The following is a 19671-nucleotide window of genomic DNA, read 5'->3' on the forward strand; positions in this document are numbered from 1 at the left end:
CGAAGGACCTCGACGATGAACACTCACGACACACGCAGTCCCGACGAAATCGAACGGGATATCAAACACACGCAGGACGATATGAGCCAGACGATCGATCGGCTCGGCGACCAGTTCACACCCCGCAACATCGTCAACGCCTTGTTCGACAAGGCCGAAGCAAATGACATCGATGCTCGCAGACTGTACGATGGTGCACGCCGCAACCCGCTCGCGCTTGGCCTTCTATCGGCGGGTGCGATCTGGCTAGTGAGCGATTACGATGCACACCCGCGCGCCTTTACGTCCGAGGACCGGAACGGTTCCGGGAACGATCGCAATCGCGACATGCCCGATTTCGATACCAGTTACGAACGTGATCATCGTTCCTATGTCGCCCACATGACGGCCTGCGAGCGCCGCGATGGCGAAGATGACGCGGCCTATCGTCGCCGCCGCGACGATGCGCGTGGAACGTTCTTGATGATCGAGCGCGGTCACGACGAGGACGAAAAGTCCTATCGCCAACGCCTAGACGAAGCGACCGACTCCCTGCGCGACAAGCGCGACCGGATGGCACAGCAGGCCCGTGAGAACCGGGACAGGGCGCTGGAGAAAGCGCGCGATGCACGCGACAGGCTGAGCCGTGGTTCGAGGCGCTCGGCCAACCGTGTTGCCGGTGCCTATAACGAAAATCCTGTCATCGGCGGTCTGATCGCAGCGGTGATCGGCATGGTTGCAGGCTCCGCCGCACCCGCAAGCCGGCAGGAGCGACAAGCCTTCGGTGACCAGGCCGAACAAGCTGTCGACGGCGCCAAGTCCCAAGGCGAGAGACTGGCCGAAGATGCCCGCGAAGCGAAGGACAAAGCGGTCTCGCGCGCTCAGAACAAGCTCGAACCCGAGGATCACACTTCTTCGTCGAGCACGTCTGCGCCTCGCAGAACGACAACGCCGCGAACGAGCACGGCCGGTGCGACCACCGCGCCGACCTCACCAGAAACCGTCTGACATTCGGCACCGACCGAAAAAGAAGAGCCAGGGGCCATCCGGCATTAGTGCCGGGTGGCCCCTTGCCGTTCAGACGGTCGCGAAATGCGTGTCCCCGTCTTCGGTCGCGCATTCGGTGAAGTCGCTAAGTTCCGGGATCCGCCCGAAGGCGATCTTGCCGCCGAGATAGCCGCCCGGCACGCTGACGACCGGGCCGAGCGAGGCGGCGGCCGCGCCGTGCCGCTCGCGCAGGGAATCGAGTACTGCGCTCAATTTCTCTCCGCGTCGTCGACCGGGCGTGCCGCCACCGGTTCCCGTTTCCTCCAACCCCGCGAAAAGATCCCCCTGCGGCGCATCAGCGTCGACCAGGCCGTGCAACGTCACGGAGATCGAGCGCGGTTTGAAGCGGACCTCTTCGCCGAAAATCGCCAGCAGCCGCCGCAATTCGCGCTGCAAGGTGAGGTCATCGCGCGCCGGCGCGATCGCGAGTTCGCGGCTCCAGCGGCGATTGTCGGTGCGATATTGCACGCCGTTGCGATAGCCGCCACCGCGCGCGCTCATGGTGATCCGGGTCGCCGCGAGGTCCGACCGGCGCAGTCGCCGCGCTGCGCTCATCAACAATTGCCGCGCGCATTGCGCGATCATTTCGGGCGTGCGCCAATCTGGCGGAAGCATCCGGCTGTGCCCGAACATCCGCTTGGTCGTCGCCGGCCTTTCATAAGGATAGCCGTGCAACGCATTCCAGAACCGCTCTCCTTCGATGCTGCCCCATAGCGCGCGCATATGCTTGCGATCCATCGCATAAAGCGCGCTGAAATCCGCGATCCCCGCCTTCTCCAGGCGCGCGGAGATCCCTTTGGAAATTCCGGGCACCTTGGTCAGCTCGATGTCCGCGATCGTCGCCAGCGCTCTTCCCGGTGGGAGCACGGTAAAGCCGTCGGGCTTGTCCCGTTCCGCGGCGATCTTGGCGAGTAATTCGGTCTGCGCAACGCCGATCGAACAGGTCAGCGCCGGACCGAATTCGCGCGCCAAAGCCCGCTTGATGGCATGGGCCAGCCGGGCGGGATCGTCCTGCCGCTCTGGCGGGACCGGGCACATCATCTCATCGATAGAGCGCACCTTGCCGATCGGCAGGACGTCGTCGATCACGGCGAGAATGCGGTGGTGCAGACGGACATAGGCATCGGGCCGCGCGACGACGAGAACGATGTCGGGCCGCGCCGCCCGCGCATCTGCTATGGAAGCGCCCGAAGGCACGCCCAGCGCTTTCGCCTCGCGGCTCAGCGCGATGCAGCCGGTTCCGGGCACATCGAGCGGCACGACGCCCACAGGCTTGCCCCGCAAGCCTGGATTGAAGGTTTGTTCGGCGCTCGCGAAAAAGCCGTCGAAATCAAGATATAGATGTTCGAGCCCGAGCGGCAGGCCCTGTTGCGAATCACCTGAAGCGGACATGCAAACCGGCATAGCAAGTGGAACACAAAGGGAACATATGAAAAGCGAGGCGCGACGCTTATTGCCCGGCGGTCGGCGGCACCGGACCGTACGTACATGCCGCATTTATGCGCGTAGCAAACCGGTTTGGCGCAGCCGGGCAGCGTTCTAACCCATTCAACGCAATATATTTGTTAGATTCGGGAGCCAGTCCGCCGCTCGCCCGTTTGCATGAGGGTAATCCCTTAGGAACGGAGCGACGAAAGAATGCCAGCCGGCCCGCCCGATCTCTTGCGCGACCCGAATCCTTCGCATGACAACGTCATTCCGTTCACGGAAAGCGTGGCGGACCGCCAGTTGCGGGTTGCGCTGATCAGCCATGCGCCGCCGCGCCAATGCGGGATCGCCACATTCGCCGGCGATATCGTCGCCTCGCTGGGCGAGCATGTGTCCAATATCGCGCTCGACGTGGTGCCGATCTGCGACGATGCGGACGATGCGCCGGGCGAAGGAATCGCTATCTTGCGCGACGATCCGATGAGCTATCGCGCGGCGGCGCGCGCGATCAATGCCGCCGGCTACGATGCAGTGTGGGTGCAACACGAATTCGGGATCTTCGGCGGTGCGGATGGCGAACATCTGATCGAGTTGACCTTGCGCATCGCCGCCCCGCTCGTCGTGACGATGCACACAGTGCTTTCGCAGCCTTCCGCCAATCAACGACGAATCGTCGAACACCTGGTTGCGCGCGCCTCGACCATCATGACGATGTCGCATCATGCGCGAGAACTGCTCGCGGCAACCTATGGCGCGGGCCACGATCGCCTGACCGTGATCGAACACGGCGCGCCGGATCGCGATTATGTTGCCCCTGGCGAAGCGCGCGCCGCCCGCGGGATCGAAAGCAACCACGTGATCTCGACTTTCGGCCTGCTCGGCCCCGGCAAGGGGATCGAACAGGTTATCGACGCGCTGCCCGACATCGCCGCTCGCTTTTCGGATGTTCGCTACCGCATCATCGGTGCCACCCATCCCAATCTGCGCGCTGCCGAGGGCGAGTCCTACCGCGAAGCGCTTAAGGCGCGCGCCGCCGAGCGCGGGGTAGCGGACAATATCGAGTGGATCGATGCCTTTCTCGGCAACGAGGATTTGCTGGACGAGCTCGAAGTCTGCGATCTTTATGTGACGCCCTATCCAGGCCTCGATCAGGCGACGTCGGGCACCTTGTCCTACGCCGTCGCGCTCGGAAAGGCGGTGATTTCCACCCCCTTCGTCCACGCCCGCGAATTGCTGGCGGACGATGTTGGGGCGTTCTTCGAACCGGGCGATGCGAGCGCCTTGTCGGATGCAGTCATCGCGCTGTTCTCGCGTCCCGAAGAGCTCGCGGCGATGCAGGCTCGCGCCTATCGCCGGGGTCGCCAAACGGTCTGGAGCGAATTCGCCCGCCACGCCGCCGACATGCTTCGTGAAGTGGCGGTCACGCCGCGTGCGGGCGTTCAATCACTGGCCGAGGCGCTGCCCGTCTCCTGCGGGCCGGTGATCGCGATGAGTGACGACACCGGCATGCTGCAACATGCCCGCTTCGACGTGCCCGATCGGTCGCATGGCTATTCGATCGACGACAATGCCAGGGCCTTGATGCTCGCTGCACGGCTTGCCGCCGAGGGCGCCGACGATCTCGCGCACAAGGCGCCGGTCTATGCCGCCTTCATTCAGGATGCATGGAACCCGCAAACTGCGAAGTTTCGCAACTTCCTCTCCTTCCGGCGCGAATGGCTCGAGGCGGAGGGATCGGAAGACGCGCAGGGTCGCACGCTATGCGCGCTCGCTGAAACGCTGGCCTCCTCGCCGGGAGGCGATCTGGCGTACTGGGCGCGCGCCGCCTATGACGATGCTCTGCCGACCGCGCGCGCTCTGGAGAGTCCGCGGGCGATGGCCTTCGCCATTCTCGCCGCAAGCAAGCGCCTGTCGATCGAGCCCGGCCATGCCGCTTCGCGCGAGTTGGTCCAGGCGCAGTGCGCCGATCTCGCCCGCATCTGCGCTGCGGTGCGCCGGCCCAACTGGCGCTGGTTCGAGACGTTGCTGGCCTATGACAATGCGCGCCTCAGTCAGGCGCTCATCGAAGGGGGCCGGCGGCTAGGGCGGAGCGATCTCGTCGATAGCGGCCTCGACACGCTCGAATGGATCGCGCAGTTGCAAATTAGCGCCAAGGGCCATTTCCGCCCGATCGGCAGCGACACGTTCGATGCTCCGGGCGAAGCGCTGCCCTTCGACCAGCAGCCGCTCGAAGCGCTCGCTTTCATCGAAAGCTGCCTTGCCGCACACGAGGCGAGCGGCGCGGAGATCTGGGCCCAGCGTGCCAAGCTTGCCTGGAACTGGTTCTTCGGGGCGAACGACCGCGGGATTGCGATCGTGGATATAGACACGCTGCGTTGCTACGACGGTTTGACCCCGCACGGCCGCAATCATAACAGCGGTGCTGAATCGATCCTCGCATTCACCTTGTCGCATGTCGCGATGCAGCGCGCAGGATTGACGCAGTCTGAGAGGGATGGCGGGCATGGACGCAACACGGCCGGCGGAGCGCTCGGCGGATGAGCCGACGGACCTTTATCCGATCCTCCCCGAACCGATCATTCCCGAACCGATTTTAGACGTCCAGGACGAGCGGCTCGAAGCCGACCATTCCAAGGTCGTCTTGCGGCCGTTCAATCTCGGGTGGCAACAGGCGGCTATACCCAGCGAGCGCGCGAGAGATCTCGTGCGCGATATCCGCCGTCTCACCGAGGACGAGGTCGAGCGCGAGCTTGCCCACGTTTTGCGCGATTTCAAGTCGCGCCACTGGCAGATCGAAGCGGTGTTCGAAGAGCGCTTTGCCGAACTCGGTCACGCCTTCAACATCGAGCCCGCCGACATAAGCCGCGCCCGGCGGCTTCTTATTGCGGCATTCTTCAGTCACGAATACACTTATGCCGCAGCGGCACTGATGAATCCCTCGATCGTCCCGCATCCCGACCAGAGCGGGGCGACGGGCGGAGCGATACGGATCGTCATGTCGGTTCGCGCCGTGGGCGAGGGGCATATCTCCTCGATCGGTTTTCGCGAGGGTTTTCTCGAAAAGGATGGCTTGCTGACCTTGTGGCCCGACGGCGATTTTGCGATCGCGGCCTCCCCCGATGCGACCGACGGTCCCGACATCATCGCCACGCGCAACGCCGAGGCGAGCCTGTCCAACACCGTCCTCTTCCCGATGACTCCGCAGCAGCAGGGCGGGCTCGAAGACTTGCGGCTGGTGCAGTTCGTGCATGAGGACGGCACTCCGGAATGGATTGGCACCTACACTGCCTATTCGGGCGATTCGATCCGTTCCGAATTGCTGCGCACGCGCGACTTTGCGAGCTTCCGCTTTACCCCGATCAGGGGCGATGCCGGACGCGACAAGGGCATGGCGCTGTTCCCGCGCAAGGTCGGCGGGCGTTACCTCATGGTCGGGCGACAGGACGGCAAGAACCTCTATCTCCTCGCCTCGGATCGGCTTACGCGCTGGCAGGACGACGGCGTCAAACTCCTGACGCCCGAATATCCGTGGGAATTCGTGCAGATCGGCAATTGCGGCAGCCCGATCGAAACCGAGGAAGGCTGGCTGCTGCTCACCCACGGCGTTGGCGCGATGCGGCGCTATTCGCTCGGCTGCGCGCTGCTCGATCTCGAGGATCCCTCGCGTGTCATCGCTCGCAGCGCGCGTCCGATCCTGACCGCGGAGCAGGAGGACCGCAACGGCTACGTCCCCAATGTCGTTTACAGCTGCGGCGGAATGCTGTCGCGCGGCGGCGTCCTGTTCGTTCCCTATGGCATTTCCGACAGCGCGATCGGTTTCGGCAGCGTGCCGCTGGAGCGGCTACTGGACAGTCTCGAACGGGTCTAAGCGCCTAGCGTATCATCCCGCGATAGAGCGTGCGCGTGCCGTCGACTGCCGAGTGATCCGCGCGGTGCATGGTCAGGCGGTTGTCCCACAAGACCACGTCGCCAGCGCGCCAGGTGTGGCGATAGAGGCGGCCGGGCCGGATCGAGCGGCGATAGAGCGCAGACGTAATCCGGGCGGCGTCCTGGTCGCTCAATCCCGAGATGCGCGCGCAGCGCTCGGGCGTGGTGATGTAGAGCGCCTCTTCGCCCGTCTCCGGATGGGCCAGCACCAACGGGTGATGGGCCGCCTCGCGCGCGGTGTCACGGGGACCGGCGGCGTGTTCGGCCTGCCGATCGCGCAGGCAATCGCGCCAAGGGGAGGGCAAGCCGGCAAGGGTCGCCGCCTGATCGCAGAACAGGGTTTGTCCGCCGCTGCGTGGTAATTCGATCGCCAACAACGCGGTAATTGCGGGCGGATGCGCAACATAACTCGTATCGGTGTGAAAGACGCTGCGCGGCGGCGTCGTGCGCCCTTCGTTGGTGACGATATTCAGGTTGGGCGCATTGTCGACCGGGGTCTCGCCCTCGGTGAACATCGGTTCGCCCATGCTTGCGAGGAAGGCGGCGAATTGCCGCGCATCGCAAGTTTGGCCGCGCAGCACGAGCACCTTGTGCCGGGCAACCGCGCGGCGAACGTCGCCCGGCGAAGCCCCGCCCGGCTCGGCGAGATCGAAACCTTCGACCTCGCCGCCGAACGGTTCGAGCGGCTTCGGCGTCACGCCGCGATCCGCTTCACCTCGCGCACCAGCGCCTCGCCATTGCCGCGCTCGACCACGACGTCGGCCTGCCAGAAATCCTGGTTTGCGGTCAATTCGCCGGGCGTGGCGATGGTGGCGATTCCGGCGCGTTTGGCGGACTGCACGCTGGTCGCCGTGTCTTCCACTGCGATCGCTTCGCCTGGGTTCAGCCCCAACTTCGACAATGCGCGCTCGTAGCATTCTGGCGATGGCTTGCCCTGCGAGACGTCGCCGCGCGTGCCGATATAGGCGAAGTCCTCGCGATTGAGCGCATCGCCCGCCGCGTCGAACACCGCCTCGATATTGGGTTCGTAGGTCGTGGTGACGAAGCCGAGCTTGCCGCCCGCCTCGCGCGCCTTGGCGATGAGGTCGGTGATCCCGGGCCGGGGAGAGACCCCGCGCTCGCGCATGATCTCGCCGGCGATGCGTGTCTTCTCCTCGTGGATCGCCTCGATATCGCCCTCGTCGAGATCGGTCCCGGTCGCGTGGGCGAGCATCCGCAGGCGCTCCTTGCCGCCCGCCTGTTCGAGGAGTTCGGAATAGGTCTCGCGGTCCCACTCCCATTGGAGTCCTGCGTTCTTGAGCGCGCGATTATAGGCTTCGCGCTGGATCTCGCTGGTTTCGGCAACAGCGCCGATCGAACCGAACAATATGGCCTTGGTCTTCATCGTCATTCTCCTTTTGCGCGGATCGGGGTTTATGCGAGCTGCTCGGCAACGGCCGACCGGGCAACCGTGGCGGGGTCTTCGAGGCCGACATCCTCGCACAGCGGATCGATGCCGCGGCCCCCATTCGGGTAGGCTGCGCAGACCTCGCGATATTCGGCGATGGCGGCGATGACGTCGTCGGCGGAGAGGCCGTTGAGATAGCCGCATTCGCCGATCTGCCCGCGCGGGACGGGGGCGACGAGATTGCCGCCGCGCTTCTGCACGATCTTGTCATGCGCCTCGCGCATCAGCCCATCGTCTTCGATCACGTCGTGCCACAGCGCCAGACCATAGGCGTCCATGACGTCCATCAGCCGCTTATATTCCGCCTTGCTGATCCAGCCCTCTTTCCAGGCGAGATGGTTGCCCAGCCCCATGCAGATCGACACCGCGTGACCGTGGAGCAGGCCCGCCTGGATTTCGAAGCCGGGCGACCAGGTGTGGCCATAGGCGTGCGGGCGGCATTGATGGGTTTCGTAGAGATTGTCGTATTCCGCCTCGACATAGGACTTCATCGCCTTGCCGAGGATCCGCCGCGAAAGCGCATCGATCGGGTCCTTTTCGTCCGTCTCCCGGATACCGAAACGCGTTTCGATCAGGCGCGAGGCGGCCTCCTCGAGATCGTCCAGCAGCGAGACGTCCTTGACCGCCGCCATCTTGATGATCTCCGCGATGCCGTGGCGCAGCCAGCCTTCGTGCAGGGTGTCGAAGAAGAACCGGTCGGTGAGGCACAGGACCGGCGGATGATAGGCGCCCAACAGGTTCTTGTAGCCGAAGCCGTCGGCGCAGGTGCGCGGGGAGGGGCCGGCATCGATCCCCGAGACGATCGAGGTGCCGATCATCACATAGGGCGTGTTGCGGCCGTAAAGCGCGCAGGCGAGCCCGCCCGTATCCGCGATCACGCCGCCGCCGATGACCAGCACCGGCTCGTTGCGCATGATGCCGTGCGACTTGATGCCGCCCAGCATCCGTTCGACCGTCGCCAACCCCTTGTCGGCCTCCATCGAGCGATAGGCGAGCACGGTCAGCGGAATGTCGTGATGCGCGAAATAGGCGCGCAGTTCCTCGCCGTAATGCTCTTCGACATTGGTATCGATGAAGCACACGCAGCGGCCCAGCGGGCGGTAGATGTCGGCAAGAATGCGCTCGGACGGATCGAGCACCCGGTCGACCATGCGCACGCTCGTATAGGTCGCCTGGTGCATCACCGCTTCGACCGCGCTGTGATCGGGGCTCGCGACGGTGCGGCCCGAGGATTGGCGATAGGGCGAGGTCGGATAGAGCGCGTGGGGGTTGTCCGCCTCCAGCTGCGCAATCGCGTCATTGCGCGCCTCGCACTGTGAAGCGGTGACCGCATTGCCCGAGAGATATTCGCGCAGCCGCATGGCCGCGAGCGCGGGATGCTCGCGGATCCGATCGGTCAGCGCGTACCAGCGCACGCCGTCATGCGCGTCGAAGGCGGCGGCGATCTGCGACAGTCGCTGAAACAGCGCCTCGACCGAGAGATTGGAGGCGCCCGTCAGACCGCGCAGTGGGGCGACGGCATCGAGCGTATCCTCCATGGCAAAGCGGTCCGCGAAGGCGAGGCCATAGGCGTCGGCATCGGTGACGATGTCGAGCCATTCGTCGAAGGCGTCGCTGGCGACAATCCGGCGAACGGCTTCATGTGCGTCGCCCTGTTCGACATTGACGCGCGGGATCGCGGCGAAAAAGGCGCGAGCGGCGGCGAAGGGACGGCTGAGCGGGGCGATCGGCGAGATCGATCCGGTCCGGGTTTTCTGAGATGCCGCATCAGTGCGCTCGGTATCGATCGGAAGTGTGGCCAAGAGTGCAATCCTTTCAGGCGTTTCGATAGGTCGAACAGGCGGTGCTGAGAGGGGCGCGCGCACTCGCCTGGCGACGAAGAGCGGCGAAGAATTCAGGGAGCGGGGTGCCGGCGGCGTCCATCATCACCGCGAGCACGCTGTCGGGGGAGAAGGAGCAATAGGGGCCGGCTTCGAGGAAATAGGGCGTACCATCCGGATCTATGCGGAAATCGAACAGGCTGTAATCGCGCGCGCCCAGTGCCGCGTGACAGCGCAGCGCAATTTCCTGCACGGGTCCGGTCACAGGATCGCTATCGGGGACGATCCAGGTGGCGGTCTTGGTTTTGGCCATCAGTTTGAGATCGCCGGGCTCACCGGCATCGATCTTGTCCTGCGGCAGGCGGATGGGGTGTGTCTCGGCGTTGATCGCATATTCCTCGAGCGGAAGCGGCACGGCGCGCCCGTCCAGCTCGACCACGCCGCAGCGCACTTCGCGGCCCGGTGGGATGAAGGTCTCGGTGATGACCCTGTCGCAGATCGCAAAGGCGGCTTCGAGCGCTTCGTTCACAGCCGCAGGACGCTCGACCAGCGCGACGCCTTCCGAATTGTCGGCGATAGCGGGTTTGACGATGAAGGGCGCAGGCAGGGTCGGCCGCTCCCCTTCGCGCAGCACCTCGCCTTCGGGCAGGCGCACACCGGCATCGCGCATGATGGCGCGGGTCAGCGCCTTGTCCGCCGCCAGCCCCATCACCTGCGCGCTGTTGCCTATGATCGGCACGCCCAGCGCTTCGATGAGGCCGCGATAATCGGTCATTCCGGCATGGCAGAACATCTGCGGCAGCCCGCAATCGGGCGCGGCGTCGAGGATCCATGCGATGGCTTCGCCGGGCGGTATCGGCGCGATTTGCATCATCCGTTCGGGCGGCAGATCGTGCGACACGCGCCAGCATCCGTCCGGCGTCATCAGGACATTGAGAAAGTCGTTCTCGTCGCTCAACGCGCCATAGGCCCCGCGCGCATAGGTGAGCGAGAGGTCGCACCAGAAGTCGCTCGTCGGCGAGCCGAACAGGTGGAGGACGGGGGCGGCCATCAGTCGCCCCCCGCCATAACGAGCTTGCCGATGTTGAAATCGATCCGGTGCCAGTCGTGTCCCTCGGCGAATGCGCGCAGCAGCAGGGCAGGGACGTGAAGGTGATGGAGCGCGAGAAAGGGCAGCGGATCGCTGGCATCGAATACGGCGTCACGCCCTTCGATGACGGTGCCGAGCCGCTCGACGACACCGCCGGGCGATTTCGCTGACAGCGCTTGCCAGATCTCGTGTGCGGTCCAGTAGGTCGGCACGGCGCCGGGTTCGGGCTCGATGGCAGGGGCGCTCTCGTCCTCGCCGAGATAGGCTTCGGCAAGGCGCGGATCGCCGGCGAACAGGGTGATCGCGGAATGGGTGCGCGGATTGCATTCGATGGCGTAGACCTCGCCATCGTCCGCCGCTTCGATGAAGTCGAAACTCGCCTGTCCGGTAAAGTCCAGAGCCTCGCCGAAGGTTTCAACCCAGCGGCGGATCGCCGGCTTGTCCTCATGCGCGTAGTTCACCTGGAAAGCGCTAGAGCGGCAGGCGCAATGGACGCGCAGGCGGCCATCGCGAAAGAAACCGTGGGTGCAATATTCAGTGCCAACGATGAATTCCTGGAGGACGTAAGGGTTGTCCACGCGGATCGGCAGGGCGCGCACATGCCGCTCCATCGCGGCTCTGTCCGCCATCGGCAGTCGGGTCATGTCGAGCCGGCCGACCGGGTCGTAGGCGATGCTCTTCAGAATGAACGGGCGGTCATAGGCGGCGAAGTCGAAATCGAGCACGTCCTCGGCCGATATCACCCGCTGCGTCACCGGCACGCGCAGCCCCGTTTCGCGCGCGGCCTTGGCAAAAGCCGCCTTGTCGTCGAGCCGCTCGATCGTTTCCGGCCCGGCATGCAGGACGGTGCAGATGTCGGCGAGTTCGGGGATAAGCGCGCTGTCATGCAGACTTCCGGCGGGGCTGGTGACGGGAAGATAGATGTCCACGCCTTCACGCTCGATCAGTGCGCGCAGAGCGGCGGGGTAGGCCGCATCGTCCGATCGTGGGAGCACTTCGAACCGATCGACCGCGCTGCTGAAGCGGTGGGCGACAAAGACGTAATCCTCGCTTTCGGACAGGATTACGCGATGCCCCGCCGCGCGAAAGGCGCGGGCGAGGACCAGCGCCTTGGTCATCTTGCCCCCGCTTATCAGCACGGTGCGGCGAGGCCCCGCCCGTTCCGGCGATGCGCGGTCAGCCTTGCGCCCCGCGATCAGCGCGAATCCGGTGAGCGCGATCGACCAGGGCAACCCCGCCGTCAGCAAGGCGAGCGCGCCCAGCGATTTTGCCCGCCCGCGCGGTTTTGGAAATGAGGGGAGCGCCAACCGCATTCAGTCGGCACGCCGCACTAGGGTGACGCCGTCGCGGATCGGCAGCAGCACCTGGACAGTGCGAGGGTCGCTCGCCAGCCGTTCGTTGAAGTCGCGGATCGCGCGGCCATTGTCGCTGATCGGCTGGCCGAGCGCATCGGCATCCAAAAACGCCTCGCCGCCCTGCAGCGTGTTGTCGATGCAGATCAGCCCGCCCGGCGCCAGCAGGTCGCGTGTCAGCAGCGTGTCGTAATAATCCCAGTAGCCGCCCTTGTCGGCGTCGATGAAGACGAGATCGAAGCGGCACTTTTCCTCGGCGAGGCTGGCAAGGCTCTCGCCTGCCGGCCCGACCATGATCGCGATCTTCTCACCATGGGAGGAGGCGTCGAACTGACCGCGCGCGAAGTCGGCAACGAAGGGATCGAGCTCGAGCGCGGTGACGCGGCCGCCTTCGGGCAGCGCCTCTGCCATGGCGAGCGCGCCGAAGCCGGTGAACATGCCGATCTCGAGCACTTCCTTCGCGCCGCCCAGCGCGATCAGCATTTGCAGGAACTGTCCTTCGAGATTGCCCGAAAGCATGTTCTCACCCAGCGGAACGATCGTCTCATTGGTCCCGTAGCGCGCCGCCCAATCTTCGGCCCGCGTCGCCCCCTCGAGCGCGCGCAGCCCCTCGCTCGGCCCGCTCGTCATGCTTTCGGCATAGGGCGTAATCCCCTCCGCCAGACGGCGGGCGGCGGTATCATCGGCGTCTTGCCCCAGCCGTTCTGCAATCCGGCCAAGCGGGGTATACGCATTGAATTCGGGCAACAGGATCGGCCTTTCCTTGAAGGAGCGCGCAGGGAACGCGCTTACGATCCCGGTCACCAATCCTTAGGCCGTTTCGATGGTTCCAATATTTCTAATCACTTGCGAAAATTCGAAGAATACACGCGTTATTAGGCTATTAGCGCGCATTTTTTACATCAAAAGCCTCTTCTCGACTCTTCGCACCTCCGTCGATCGGCGAGTCGTCCGCCCGCCGATCAATGTTAATTTTGCCCCCGGTGCAAGCTCCTAAGGCTTTTATGGGCAACGCCCCCCGCGAGCTCCCTTAGGCGCGGCAACAAAAGGAGCGTCAGGTGGCAACAGTACCGTTCCAAACCGATCCGGTCGCGCTCGAGGATATCGTGCGATCCGTCCTGGCGGCGCCCGAATTTGCCGGCAATGCGGTGTTGCGCTCCCTGACGGATCGCTGTGCGCTTGTCAGCCACTATGCCGTCGCCATTCCGGCCTGCAACGAAGAGGTCTATCTCCCTCGCTGCCTCACAGCGCTCACCGCCGCGATGGGATCGGCCCGCCATGCGGGCTGCGTCATATTCGTCGTTCACGACAGTGACGATCGTTCGACCGCGATTGCTGCCCAGTGGCTCGGAGAAACGGGGCTTAGCGGGGCAGTCGTCGACCTGTCGCTGGCGCCGCATCTTCGCAATGCGCCGGGCGCGCGGCGGCTGGCGCTCGACATTGCGGCGCGGGTGGCGTGCCGCGGCGTCCTGTTGACAACCGACGCGGATACGGCGGTAGGCGCGGCGTGGGTATTGGATATGCTCGCAGCGATCGACGACGGCGCAGACCTCGTGTGCGAGGACGTTCAGCTCGACCCCGGCGAGCTCGCCCTTCTCCCGCGCAGCGTCCGGGACGTCGGCGAGATCGAACGTTCCTACTTCGCCGCACTGGAACAGCTCTGGGCGCGGTGGACGAACGAGCGGTTCGGCCCATTCGCGATCCGTGCTTCTGGGGCTAGCATGGCGCTGCGCACGGCGGCTTACGAAGCGGTCGGCGGAAGTCCTCTGATCGACAAGGGTGAGGACCGCGCGCTATGCGAGAAAGTACGCGCTGCGGGCTTTTCCGCGGTCTCCATTGGCACGGGCCAAACTGTCACCTCGGCCCGGCTGAAGGGAAGGGCACTGGGCGGCTGCGGCGATGCCCTTGCCAGCAGGGCGCGCGAGGCGGACCCGCGCTGCGATGAACGGCTGGTTCGCGTGGACGAACTCCGGATAGCCGCCCGACATTCGACGATGGCGGGGAGAAGGCTCGATCCCAAACCCCGTTTGCGCGGTCTGCGCTGCAGCGAGGTCGCGCAGCAGCTGTCGATCGCCCACGACCTGTTGGCGCGCACCAATGGCGCGTGACGAAGACATCGTGCAAGGCGTTCGGGCAAGCCTGCCTGAAAGTATCGGCGCAAACGCCGCCGAAGCCGACGACCTCGAAGGCGATCTCGGCCGCGATATCGCTGCGTTGCACGAGGCAGGCTGGCTCACCGCTTGCCTTCCCGCCACCAGCGGCGGCCGGGGATGGGGTTCGGAACATGCGGGCGCCGTCCCGGCGCTCGATGCGTTGCGTCGGATAGGCAGGGCGAACCTCTCGGTGGCCCGCCTTTTCGAAGGGCATATGAATGCGGTAAAGCTTATCGCGGTGCTGGCTGCGCCCGGCCAGCGCGAAGAGGTATTCACTGCGGTTCGCGAAGGCGAGTTGCTGGGCGTATGGGGCGCGGACGACCCGGGCGACGCGGTGCGCCGCGACGCTTCGGGCCAGGCATTGCGGGGCGCCAAGAGATTCGCCTCGGGCCTCGGGCTGGTCCAGCAAGCCGTCGTCACCGTCACAGACGATCGACGCGAAGGGCAGGGCACTCGGCTCGCCATACTGCGTGTTACCGACGCCGCCCGGATGGATGCGAAGCCCTGGCAGATGGCTGGAATGCAGGCAACGCGCTCGGGCCGCTACGACTTCACCGGCGTATCGATCACATCCGATGACTGGTTGGGCGAACCCGATGCCTATTACCGCGAGCCGCATTTCGAGGGCGGCATCTGGCGCTATTGCGCGGCGCATCTCGGCGCTGCCGAAGCGCTGTTCGCGCACTACCGCGATGGCCTCGTTCGCAGCTCGCGCGCCGAAGATCCGCATCAACAGCGCCGCATAGCGGAGTGCGCCATTGCGCTCGAGAGCACCCGCCTGTGGCTCGTCCGCGCTGCCCAAGCGGTCGAGGCCGATGGCGCTTCGAGCAATACGGCGACGCTTTCGCTGCTCGCCCGCGAAGCCACCGCCGACAATTGCCGCCTTGTGATCGAGCGGGTCGAGGCGGGGCTCGGCATGGCCGCTTTCGCGCAAGGGACGCCGATCGAACGGATCGCTCGCGACCTGCGTGTCTTCTTGTGCCAGGCCAATCCCGACGGCAAGCGCGTTAAGGCGGCCGCCGCGCTGATCGACGGCAAGTTCCTCCCCGCCGATTTATGAGCGTGCCGAATGTAGCCTCAGGCGCAGTGCTCGATGCCACATGCCATTGGCCCGAGGCGAAGCTGGGCGATCTCCTGCCCCGGCCCGGCCTCGCGATCCTCGCCCCGCATCCCGACGACGAGACTTTCGGCTGCGGCATGGCATTGGCGGCGGCCGCCGCGTCGACATTGCGGCCGGCAGATGCGGCGATCCGCCTGATACTTCTGACCGATGGAGAGGGTTCGCACCGCGGCTCGCCGACTTTTCCTCCCGCCAGGTTGGCCGATCTGCGCCGTCGCGAACTGAGTCGGGCGCTCGCTATCCTGTCGCCCGCGACGGATTTCGAGATCCTGTCGCTTTCGCTCCCCGACGGGCAGTGCGACCCCGATCGCCTCGACCCGCAAGCCAAAGCTCGCGCGTGCTCCTTTCTCGAACATGGCGGTTGCGGAACCTTGTGGACCACCTGGGCTGGCGATCCGCATTGCGATCATGTCTATGCCGCACGGCTCGGCGCGCAGCTGGCCCGCGATCTCGACCTCGCCCTTCTGACCTTCCCCGTCTGGGGGCGCTTCGGCGAGCACCGACCGCCGGCCAACGGCATGACCTTCTTCGACCGCGCCGGTGCGGCGGCCAAGCGCCGGGCGGCACAGGCCTATGCCTCGCAGACCACCGACCTCATCTCCGACGACCCCGACGGCTTTCAGATGCCGCCCGCCATCGCCGCGCATCTGATCGAACACCACGAGATCTTCTTTCGTGAACGATAGGCGCGAGAGGCGGGCGGGTTTCGAGGCGCTTTATGCGCGCGAGAGCGATCCATGGGACTTCGAGACGAGCGACTACGAGAGCGAAAAGCGCGAGGCGACGATCGCGGCGCTGGAGGGTCGGCGCTTCGAGGCATGCTTCGAGCCGGGCTGTTCCACCGGCGTGTTGACGAAGGCGCTCTGCGATCGGTGCGAGTGCCTCACCGCGATGGACGTCGCCGCCACCCCGCTCGAACGGGCGCGGCGACGCCTCGTCTCGTGCACTGGCGTCACAATTCGGCGCGGCGACATGGTAGAGGACTGGCCGCGCGGATCGTTCGACCTCATCGTGCTGTCCGAAGTGCTCTACTTTCTTTCACCGGAGGAAGTCGCCGCGGTCGCGCGGCTGACGCATAACAGTCTGCGCCCCGGGGGTTGGTGCCTGCTCGTTAACTGGACGGGCAAAAACGACTTGCCGGTATCGGGCGACGAATGCGTCGACATCTTTCGCCGCGCGGGAAACTGGACCTGCGGCTATGCGCGCCAAGGCGCACAATACCGCATCGACCGCTTCGCGCCGGACTGCACCTCAAAATAAAGCCCAGGCCGATCGGCGCGCATCGAAGACGGTGAAATGGTGCCGGCTGTCGGAATCGAACCAACGACCTGATGATTACAAATCAACTGCTCTACCAACTGAGCTAAGCCGGCCTGCCGTGCGCAGCGCGCTTGTTGGGCAAAACGCGCCTGGCGAGGCGAAGAGCGCCCGCTAGACGCAAAACTCGCGTCGTGTCCAGTCCCGGCGCGCGCCGGGGCGACGGCGGGGAAGGTTTCATCGATGCGCGCGGGTCGCCGGTCGAGCGGTTCGCGCGGAGGACTTGTTTCGCGGCGTGTCTATGGCATTCTCCGGTCGAAACGCGATCAGGGACTGCAAAGGCATGACAGGCGATACCCATCCCCAGCTCCTTTACGAGGCGAGCCGCAAGTCGACCGGGCTTGCCTACGTGCTGTGGTTCTTCTTCGGCTGGCTCGGGCTGCACCGCTTCTATGCCGGCGCGACCAAGAGCGGGGCGATCCAGCTGGTCCTCGCACTTTCGGTGATCGGATGGCTGGTGCTGATCCCGTGGTTGCTGCTCGACCTTTTCCTGATCCCCGGCCTGGTGCGCGAGAAGAACATGGAGACGATCGCCGAACTGACGCAGGGCCCGCCAGGAGGCCCCCAAGATAGCCCGCGCGCTGAAAGCGAACTGGATCCCAAGCGCGAACGCATGCTCGAAGACCTGCGTGCCGCCGGCTATCGCAAGGATCGGCGTGCAAATATCGAGCGGCTTTACAGGTAGCGCGAGGCTTAGAGCACTCCGAAGGTCCAGCCTTCGGTCCAGGCGATTTCGGCGGTGAGAAAGCGCGGTTCCCAGCGCGCCGGTTCGGGGGCGACCTTGCGCAGCCAGGCGGCGGTCAGCAGCGCGTCGGAGGAATGGTCGTCGATCTCGCCGACGGCATCGACCGGCGGGCTGCCGAGCGCGGCAAGGCTGGCATTGAGATCGGCATAGGTCAGAAGCTTGGTGCGCGCACCCCGGCCCTGACCAAGCGCCGCATCCGCCTCACGCGCGGCGAGCGCGGTGTAGATTTCGACAAGCATCGATCCCCCGCTCTTCCTGCGCCTCTTGGGCACCGGGTCCATCGGCCAGACCGGCAGGTGACCGCGCAATTGGTGCAGCATGCGCATGCCGGTGAGCGAGGACTTGCCGACCTGCGCTGCGCCAACGAGGTTGAAATTGCTGACGGGGCGGCAGTTCTGGGCGCGCTGGGCGATTTCGGCCTCGCGGAAGCGCCCCTCGCGGGTAATCGCGCCGGGGAGGTGGAAATGCTCGCCTTCCTCGTCCCGGCCATGGCGGAAATAGCGACGGGCTTCTATATGCGCGACGAAGCTCGATGCGCCGAGATAGAGGTCGCTTTCGCAAATTTCGTCGACCAGCGCCCACAGCTTCTTGGCATGGCTGGGCGAGCAGTCCCAACCGGGGAAGAAGGCGCCGCAATCGTTGAACGGCAGCGAGATGCCGAGGTCCGCGCCGACCAGGGTGTTGGCCGGCAGATCGTCCTTCAGGATCGCCATCACTTCGGCCCGCGAGAATCCGCCCGGCGGCGGTTCGACCAGGACGGGTGGGCCGCCTGCGGCCTCTGCGATGGCGAGCGCGATGCCGCGATGCCGCTCTCCTTTCGCGCCCGACCAGTCGATCGCGAGGAAATGGTCGAAGTCACGCACGGCCCGCGCGCTCCTTTCGCAGCCGCGCCCAATATTCCATCCGCTCGCGCACCTTCCGCTCGAAACCTCGTTCCACCGGTTCGTAGAGCACCTGGGGTTCCATTTCCTCGGGCCAGTAATCGTCGCCCGAAAAGCCTTCATCCGCATCGTGATCGTAGCTGTAGCCCGCGCCGTAGCCGATTTCCTTCATCAGCTTGGTCGGCGCGTTGAGGATGTTTGCAGGCGGCATCAGGCTGCCGGTTTCCTTGGCGAGCCGGAAGGCGGCCTTTTGCGCGGCATAGGCGGCGTTCGACTTGGGCGCGGTGGCGCAATAGAGGCAGGCCTGAACGATCGCGAGTTCGCCCTCGGGGCTGCCGAGGAACTGGTAGGCGTCCTTGGCCGCCAGGCATTGGGTGAGCGCCTGAGGATCGGCGAGACCGATATCTTCCGAGGCGAAACGGACGATGCGTCTGAGCACATAAAGCGGTTCCTCGCCCGCGGTCAGCATCCGCGCGAGGTAGTAGAGCGCGGCCTGCGGATCGGAGCCGCGCAGCGCCTTGTGCAGCGCGCTGATGAGGTTGTAATGGCCGTCGCGATCCTTGTCGTAGACCGCGACGCGGCGTTGCAGGAAAGCGCCGAGTTCGGCGGGCCCGAGCGGCTTTTCCAGCCCCGCGTTATAGAGCGTCTCCGCCTGTCCCAAGAGAAACCTCCCGTCGCCATCGGCGCTGGCGATCAGTGCCTCGCGCGCTTCGGGGGTGAGGGGGAGGGGACCTTCGAGCGCTTCGGCGCGGGTCAATAGCGCCGCCAGCGCGTCGTGGCCGAGCCGCTCGAGGATCAGCACCTGCGCGCGGCTGAGCAGCGCGGCATTGAGCGCGAAGCTGGGGTTTTCGGTGGTCGCGCCGACCAGGGTGACGGTGCCGCGCTCGACATAAGGGAGAAAGCTGTCCTGCTGCGCGCGGTTGAAGCGGTGGATTTCGTCCACGAAGAGCAGCGTGCGATGCCCGGCCTCGGCCATCCGGTCGGCTTCGGCAAACGCCTTTTTCAGATCGGCGACGCCCGAAAACACCGCGCTGATCGAAACGAAGCGCAGGCCTACCGCATCTGCGAGCAGGCGCGCGATGCTGGTCTTGCCGGTGCCGGGCGGGCCCCACAGGATCATGCTGGCGAGCTTGCCCGCCGCGACCATGCGCCCGATCGCGCCCTCGGGGCCGGTGAGATGTTCCTGCCCGATCACCTCGTCCAGCGCACGCGGGCGCAACCGGTCGGCCAGCGGCGCATCCTCGCGCGGCGTATCGGCCGCGCGCGTCGGGGGAGGATCGTCGGAGAACAGGTCTGCCATTTGTGGATCGCCATAGGCCGCTCGTCGGAAATTGCCATGCTGGGGGCCTGTGAGGGTTGAACCGG

The 19671-nt window shown here is 65.4% G+C and carries 17 protein-coding genes and 1 tRNA gene; 8 read left to right on the forward strand and 10 right to left on the reverse strand.

Going from position 1 to position 19671, the window contains the following annotated elements; all coding sequences use genetic code 11:
- The first annotated feature begins 15 nt into the window (after nucleotides 1-15).
- Nucleotides 16-987, forward strand: a complete 972-nt coding sequence (locus V2I30_RS01200) for a DUF3618 domain-containing protein (protein WP_330660240.1) — start codon at nucleotides 16-18, stop codon at nucleotides 985-987.
- Between the two features lie 69 nt (nucleotides 988-1056).
- Here the strand turns inward: V2I30_RS01200 and V2I30_RS01205 are convergent, their stop codons facing one another.
- Nucleotides 1057-2418, reverse strand: coding sequence for a Y-family DNA polymerase (locus V2I30_RS01205; RefSeq protein ID WP_330660241.1), 1362 nt, complete (start codon nucleotides 2416-2418; stop codon nucleotides 1057-1059).
- Between the two features lie 246 nt (nucleotides 2419-2664).
- Here V2I30_RS01205 and V2I30_RS01210 point away from each other — a divergent pair, with 246 nt between their 5' ends.
- The gene (locus tag V2I30_RS01210; RefSeq protein ID WP_330660242.1) at nucleotides 2665-4995 is read left to right on the forward strand and encodes a glycosyltransferase family 4 protein; all 2331 of its coding nucleotides are present in this window, start codon (nucleotides 2665-2667) and stop codon (nucleotides 4993-4995) included.
- Nucleotides 4958-6322, forward strand: a complete 1365-nt coding sequence (locus V2I30_RS01215) for a glycoside hydrolase family 130 protein (RefSeq protein ID WP_330660243.1) — start codon at nucleotides 4958-4960, stop codon at nucleotides 6320-6322. Before V2I30_RS01210 ends, V2I30_RS01215 begins: the two co-directional genes overlap by 38 nt.
- A gap of 4 nt (nucleotides 6323-6326) precedes the next feature.
- Here the strand turns inward: V2I30_RS01215 and V2I30_RS01220 are convergent, their stop codons facing one another.
- Genes V2I30_RS01220 through V2I30_RS01245 form a run of 6 tightly spaced genes read right to left on the reverse strand, consistent with a single transcriptional unit; the run spans nucleotide 6327 to nucleotide 12894 of the window.
- A complete protein-coding gene (locus tag V2I30_RS01220) occupies nucleotides 6327-7079 on the reverse strand; it encodes a TauD/TfdA dioxygenase family protein (protein ID WP_330660244.1) in 753 nt (250 codons plus the stop codon).
- A complete protein-coding gene (locus V2I30_RS01225) occupies nucleotides 7076-7765 on the reverse strand; it encodes an HAD family hydrolase (RefSeq protein ID WP_330660245.1) in 690 nt (229 codons plus the stop codon). The genes V2I30_RS01220 and V2I30_RS01225 overlap by 4 nt, the downstream gene beginning before the upstream one ends.
- A 29-nt stretch (nucleotides 7766-7794) precedes the next feature.
- Entirely contained in the window at nucleotides 7795-9630 is a 1836-nt protein-coding gene (locus tag V2I30_RS01230) for a sedoheptulose 7-phosphate cyclase (RefSeq protein WP_330660246.1), read from the reverse strand.
- A gap of 13 nt (nucleotides 9631-9643) precedes the next feature.
- A complete protein-coding gene (locus tag V2I30_RS01235; protein ID WP_330660247.1) occupies nucleotides 9644-10699 on the reverse strand; it encodes a D-alanine--D-alanine ligase family protein in 1056 nt (351 codons plus the stop codon).
- Nucleotides 10699-12051 carry a hypothetical protein gene (locus tag V2I30_RS01240; RefSeq protein WP_330660248.1) on the reverse strand — a complete coding sequence of 451 codons (1353 nt, stop codon included), beginning with the start codon at nucleotides 12049-12051 and terminating at the stop codon, nucleotides 10699-10701. Before V2I30_RS01240 ends, V2I30_RS01235 begins: the two co-directional genes overlap by 1 nt.
- Complete coding sequence (locus tag V2I30_RS01245) at nucleotides 12052-12894, reverse strand: O-methyltransferase (protein ID WP_330660249.1); 843 nt, start codon at nucleotides 12892-12894, stop codon at nucleotides 12052-12054.
- A gap of 254 nt (nucleotides 12895-13148) precedes the next feature.
- On the opposite strand from V2I30_RS01245, the gene V2I30_RS01250 reads away from it, so the two are divergent.
- Genes V2I30_RS01250 through V2I30_RS01265 form a run of 4 tightly spaced genes read left to right on the forward strand, consistent with a single transcriptional unit; the run spans nucleotide 13149 to nucleotide 16623 of the window.
- A complete protein-coding gene (locus tag V2I30_RS01250; RefSeq protein WP_330660250.1) occupies nucleotides 13149-14198 on the forward strand; it encodes a glycosyltransferase in 1050 nt (349 codons plus the stop codon).
- Nucleotides 14188-15303, forward strand: a complete 1116-nt coding sequence (locus V2I30_RS01255) for an acyl-CoA dehydrogenase family protein (protein ID WP_330660251.1) — start codon at nucleotides 14188-14190, stop codon at nucleotides 15301-15303. The genes V2I30_RS01250 and V2I30_RS01255 overlap by 11 nt, the downstream gene beginning before the upstream one ends.
- 26 nt (nucleotides 15304-15329) lie before the next feature.
- The gene (locus V2I30_RS01260) at nucleotides 15330-16049 is read left to right on the forward strand and encodes a PIG-L deacetylase family protein (RefSeq protein WP_330660252.1); all 720 of its coding nucleotides are present in this window, start codon (nucleotides 15330-15332) and stop codon (nucleotides 16047-16049) included.
- Nucleotides 16039-16623 carry a class I SAM-dependent DNA methyltransferase gene (locus V2I30_RS01265; protein WP_330660253.1) on the forward strand — a complete coding sequence of 195 codons (585 nt, stop codon included), beginning with the start codon at nucleotides 16039-16041 and terminating at the stop codon, nucleotides 16621-16623. Before V2I30_RS01260 ends, V2I30_RS01265 begins: the two co-directional genes overlap by 11 nt.
- 37 nt (nucleotides 16624-16660) lie before the next feature.
- On the opposite strand, the gene V2I30_RS01270 is transcribed toward V2I30_RS01265, so the two are convergent.
- Nucleotides 16661-16736 (reverse strand) — tRNA-Thr (locus V2I30_RS01270).
- Between the two features lie 227 nt (nucleotides 16737-16963).
- Here V2I30_RS01270 and V2I30_RS01275 point away from each other — a divergent pair.
- Complete coding sequence (locus V2I30_RS01275; RefSeq protein ID WP_330660254.1) at nucleotides 16964-17365, forward strand: TM2 domain-containing protein; 402 nt, start codon at nucleotides 16964-16966, stop codon at nucleotides 17363-17365.
- Nucleotides 17366-17373: 8 nt separating this feature from the next.
- Here the strand turns inward: V2I30_RS01275 and V2I30_RS01280 are convergent, their stop codons facing one another.
- Together V2I30_RS01280 and V2I30_RS01285 are read right to left on the reverse strand one after the other, a co-directional pair.
- Nucleotides 17374-18288 (reverse strand): hypothetical protein, encoded by a 915-nt coding sequence (locus V2I30_RS01280; protein ID WP_330660255.1) that lies wholly within the window; start codon nucleotides 18286-18288, stop codon nucleotides 17374-17376.
- Nucleotides 18281-19606 carry a replication-associated recombination protein A gene (locus tag V2I30_RS01285; RefSeq protein ID WP_330660256.1) on the reverse strand — a complete coding sequence of 442 codons (1326 nt, stop codon included), beginning with the start codon at nucleotides 19604-19606 and terminating at the stop codon, nucleotides 18281-18283. Before V2I30_RS01285 ends, V2I30_RS01280 begins: the two co-directional genes overlap by 8 nt.
- Between the last annotated feature and the right edge of the window lie 65 nt (nucleotides 19607-19671).

It is taken from the genome of Erythrobacter sp. (genome assembly GCF_036351135.1).
Classification (GTDB): domain Bacteria; phylum Pseudomonadota; class Alphaproteobacteria; order Sphingomonadales; family Sphingomonadaceae; genus Erythrobacter.

What these genes read in the sequence shown, in the direction of transcription:
- V2I30_RS01200 (WP_330660240.1), top strand. Translation starts at nt 16, where the DNA reads ATGAACACTCACGACACACGCAGTCCCGACGAAATCGAACGGGATATC.
- V2I30_RS01240 (WP_330660248.1), bottom strand. Translation starts at nt 12,051, where the DNA reads ATGCGGTTGGCGCTCCCCTCATTTCCAAAACCGCGCGGGCGGGCAAAA.
- V2I30_RS01235 (WP_330660247.1), bottom strand. Translation starts at nt 10,699, where the DNA reads ATGGCCGCCCCCGTCCTCCACCTGTTCGGCTCGCCGACGAGCGACTTC.
- V2I30_RS01275 (WP_330660254.1), top strand. Translation starts at nt 16,964, where the DNA reads ATGACAGGCGATACCCATCCCCAGCTCCTTTACGAGGCGAGCCGCAAG.
- V2I30_RS01205 (WP_330660241.1), bottom strand. Translation starts at nt 2,418, where the DNA reads ATGTCCGCTTCAGGTGATTCGCAACAGGGCCTGCCGCTCGGGCTCGAA.
- V2I30_RS01255 (WP_330660251.1), top strand. Translation starts at nt 14,188, where the DNA reads ATGGCGCGTGACGAAGACATCGTGCAAGGCGTTCGGGCAAGCCTGCCT.
- V2I30_RS01215 (WP_330660243.1), top strand. Translation starts at nt 4,958, where the DNA reads ATGGACGCAACACGGCCGGCGGAGCGCTCGGCGGATGAGCCGACGGAC.
- V2I30_RS01285 (WP_330660256.1), bottom strand. Translation starts at nt 19,606, where the DNA reads ATGGCAGACCTGTTCTCCGACGATCCTCCCCCGACGCGCGCGGCCGAT.
- V2I30_RS01210 (WP_330660242.1), top strand. Translation starts at nt 2,665, where the DNA reads ATGCCAGCCGGCCCGCCCGATCTCTTGCGCGACCCGAATCCTTCGCAT.
- V2I30_RS01225 (WP_330660245.1), bottom strand. Translation starts at nt 7,765, where the DNA reads ATGAAGACCAAGGCCATATTGTTCGGTTCGATCGGCGCTGTTGCCGAA.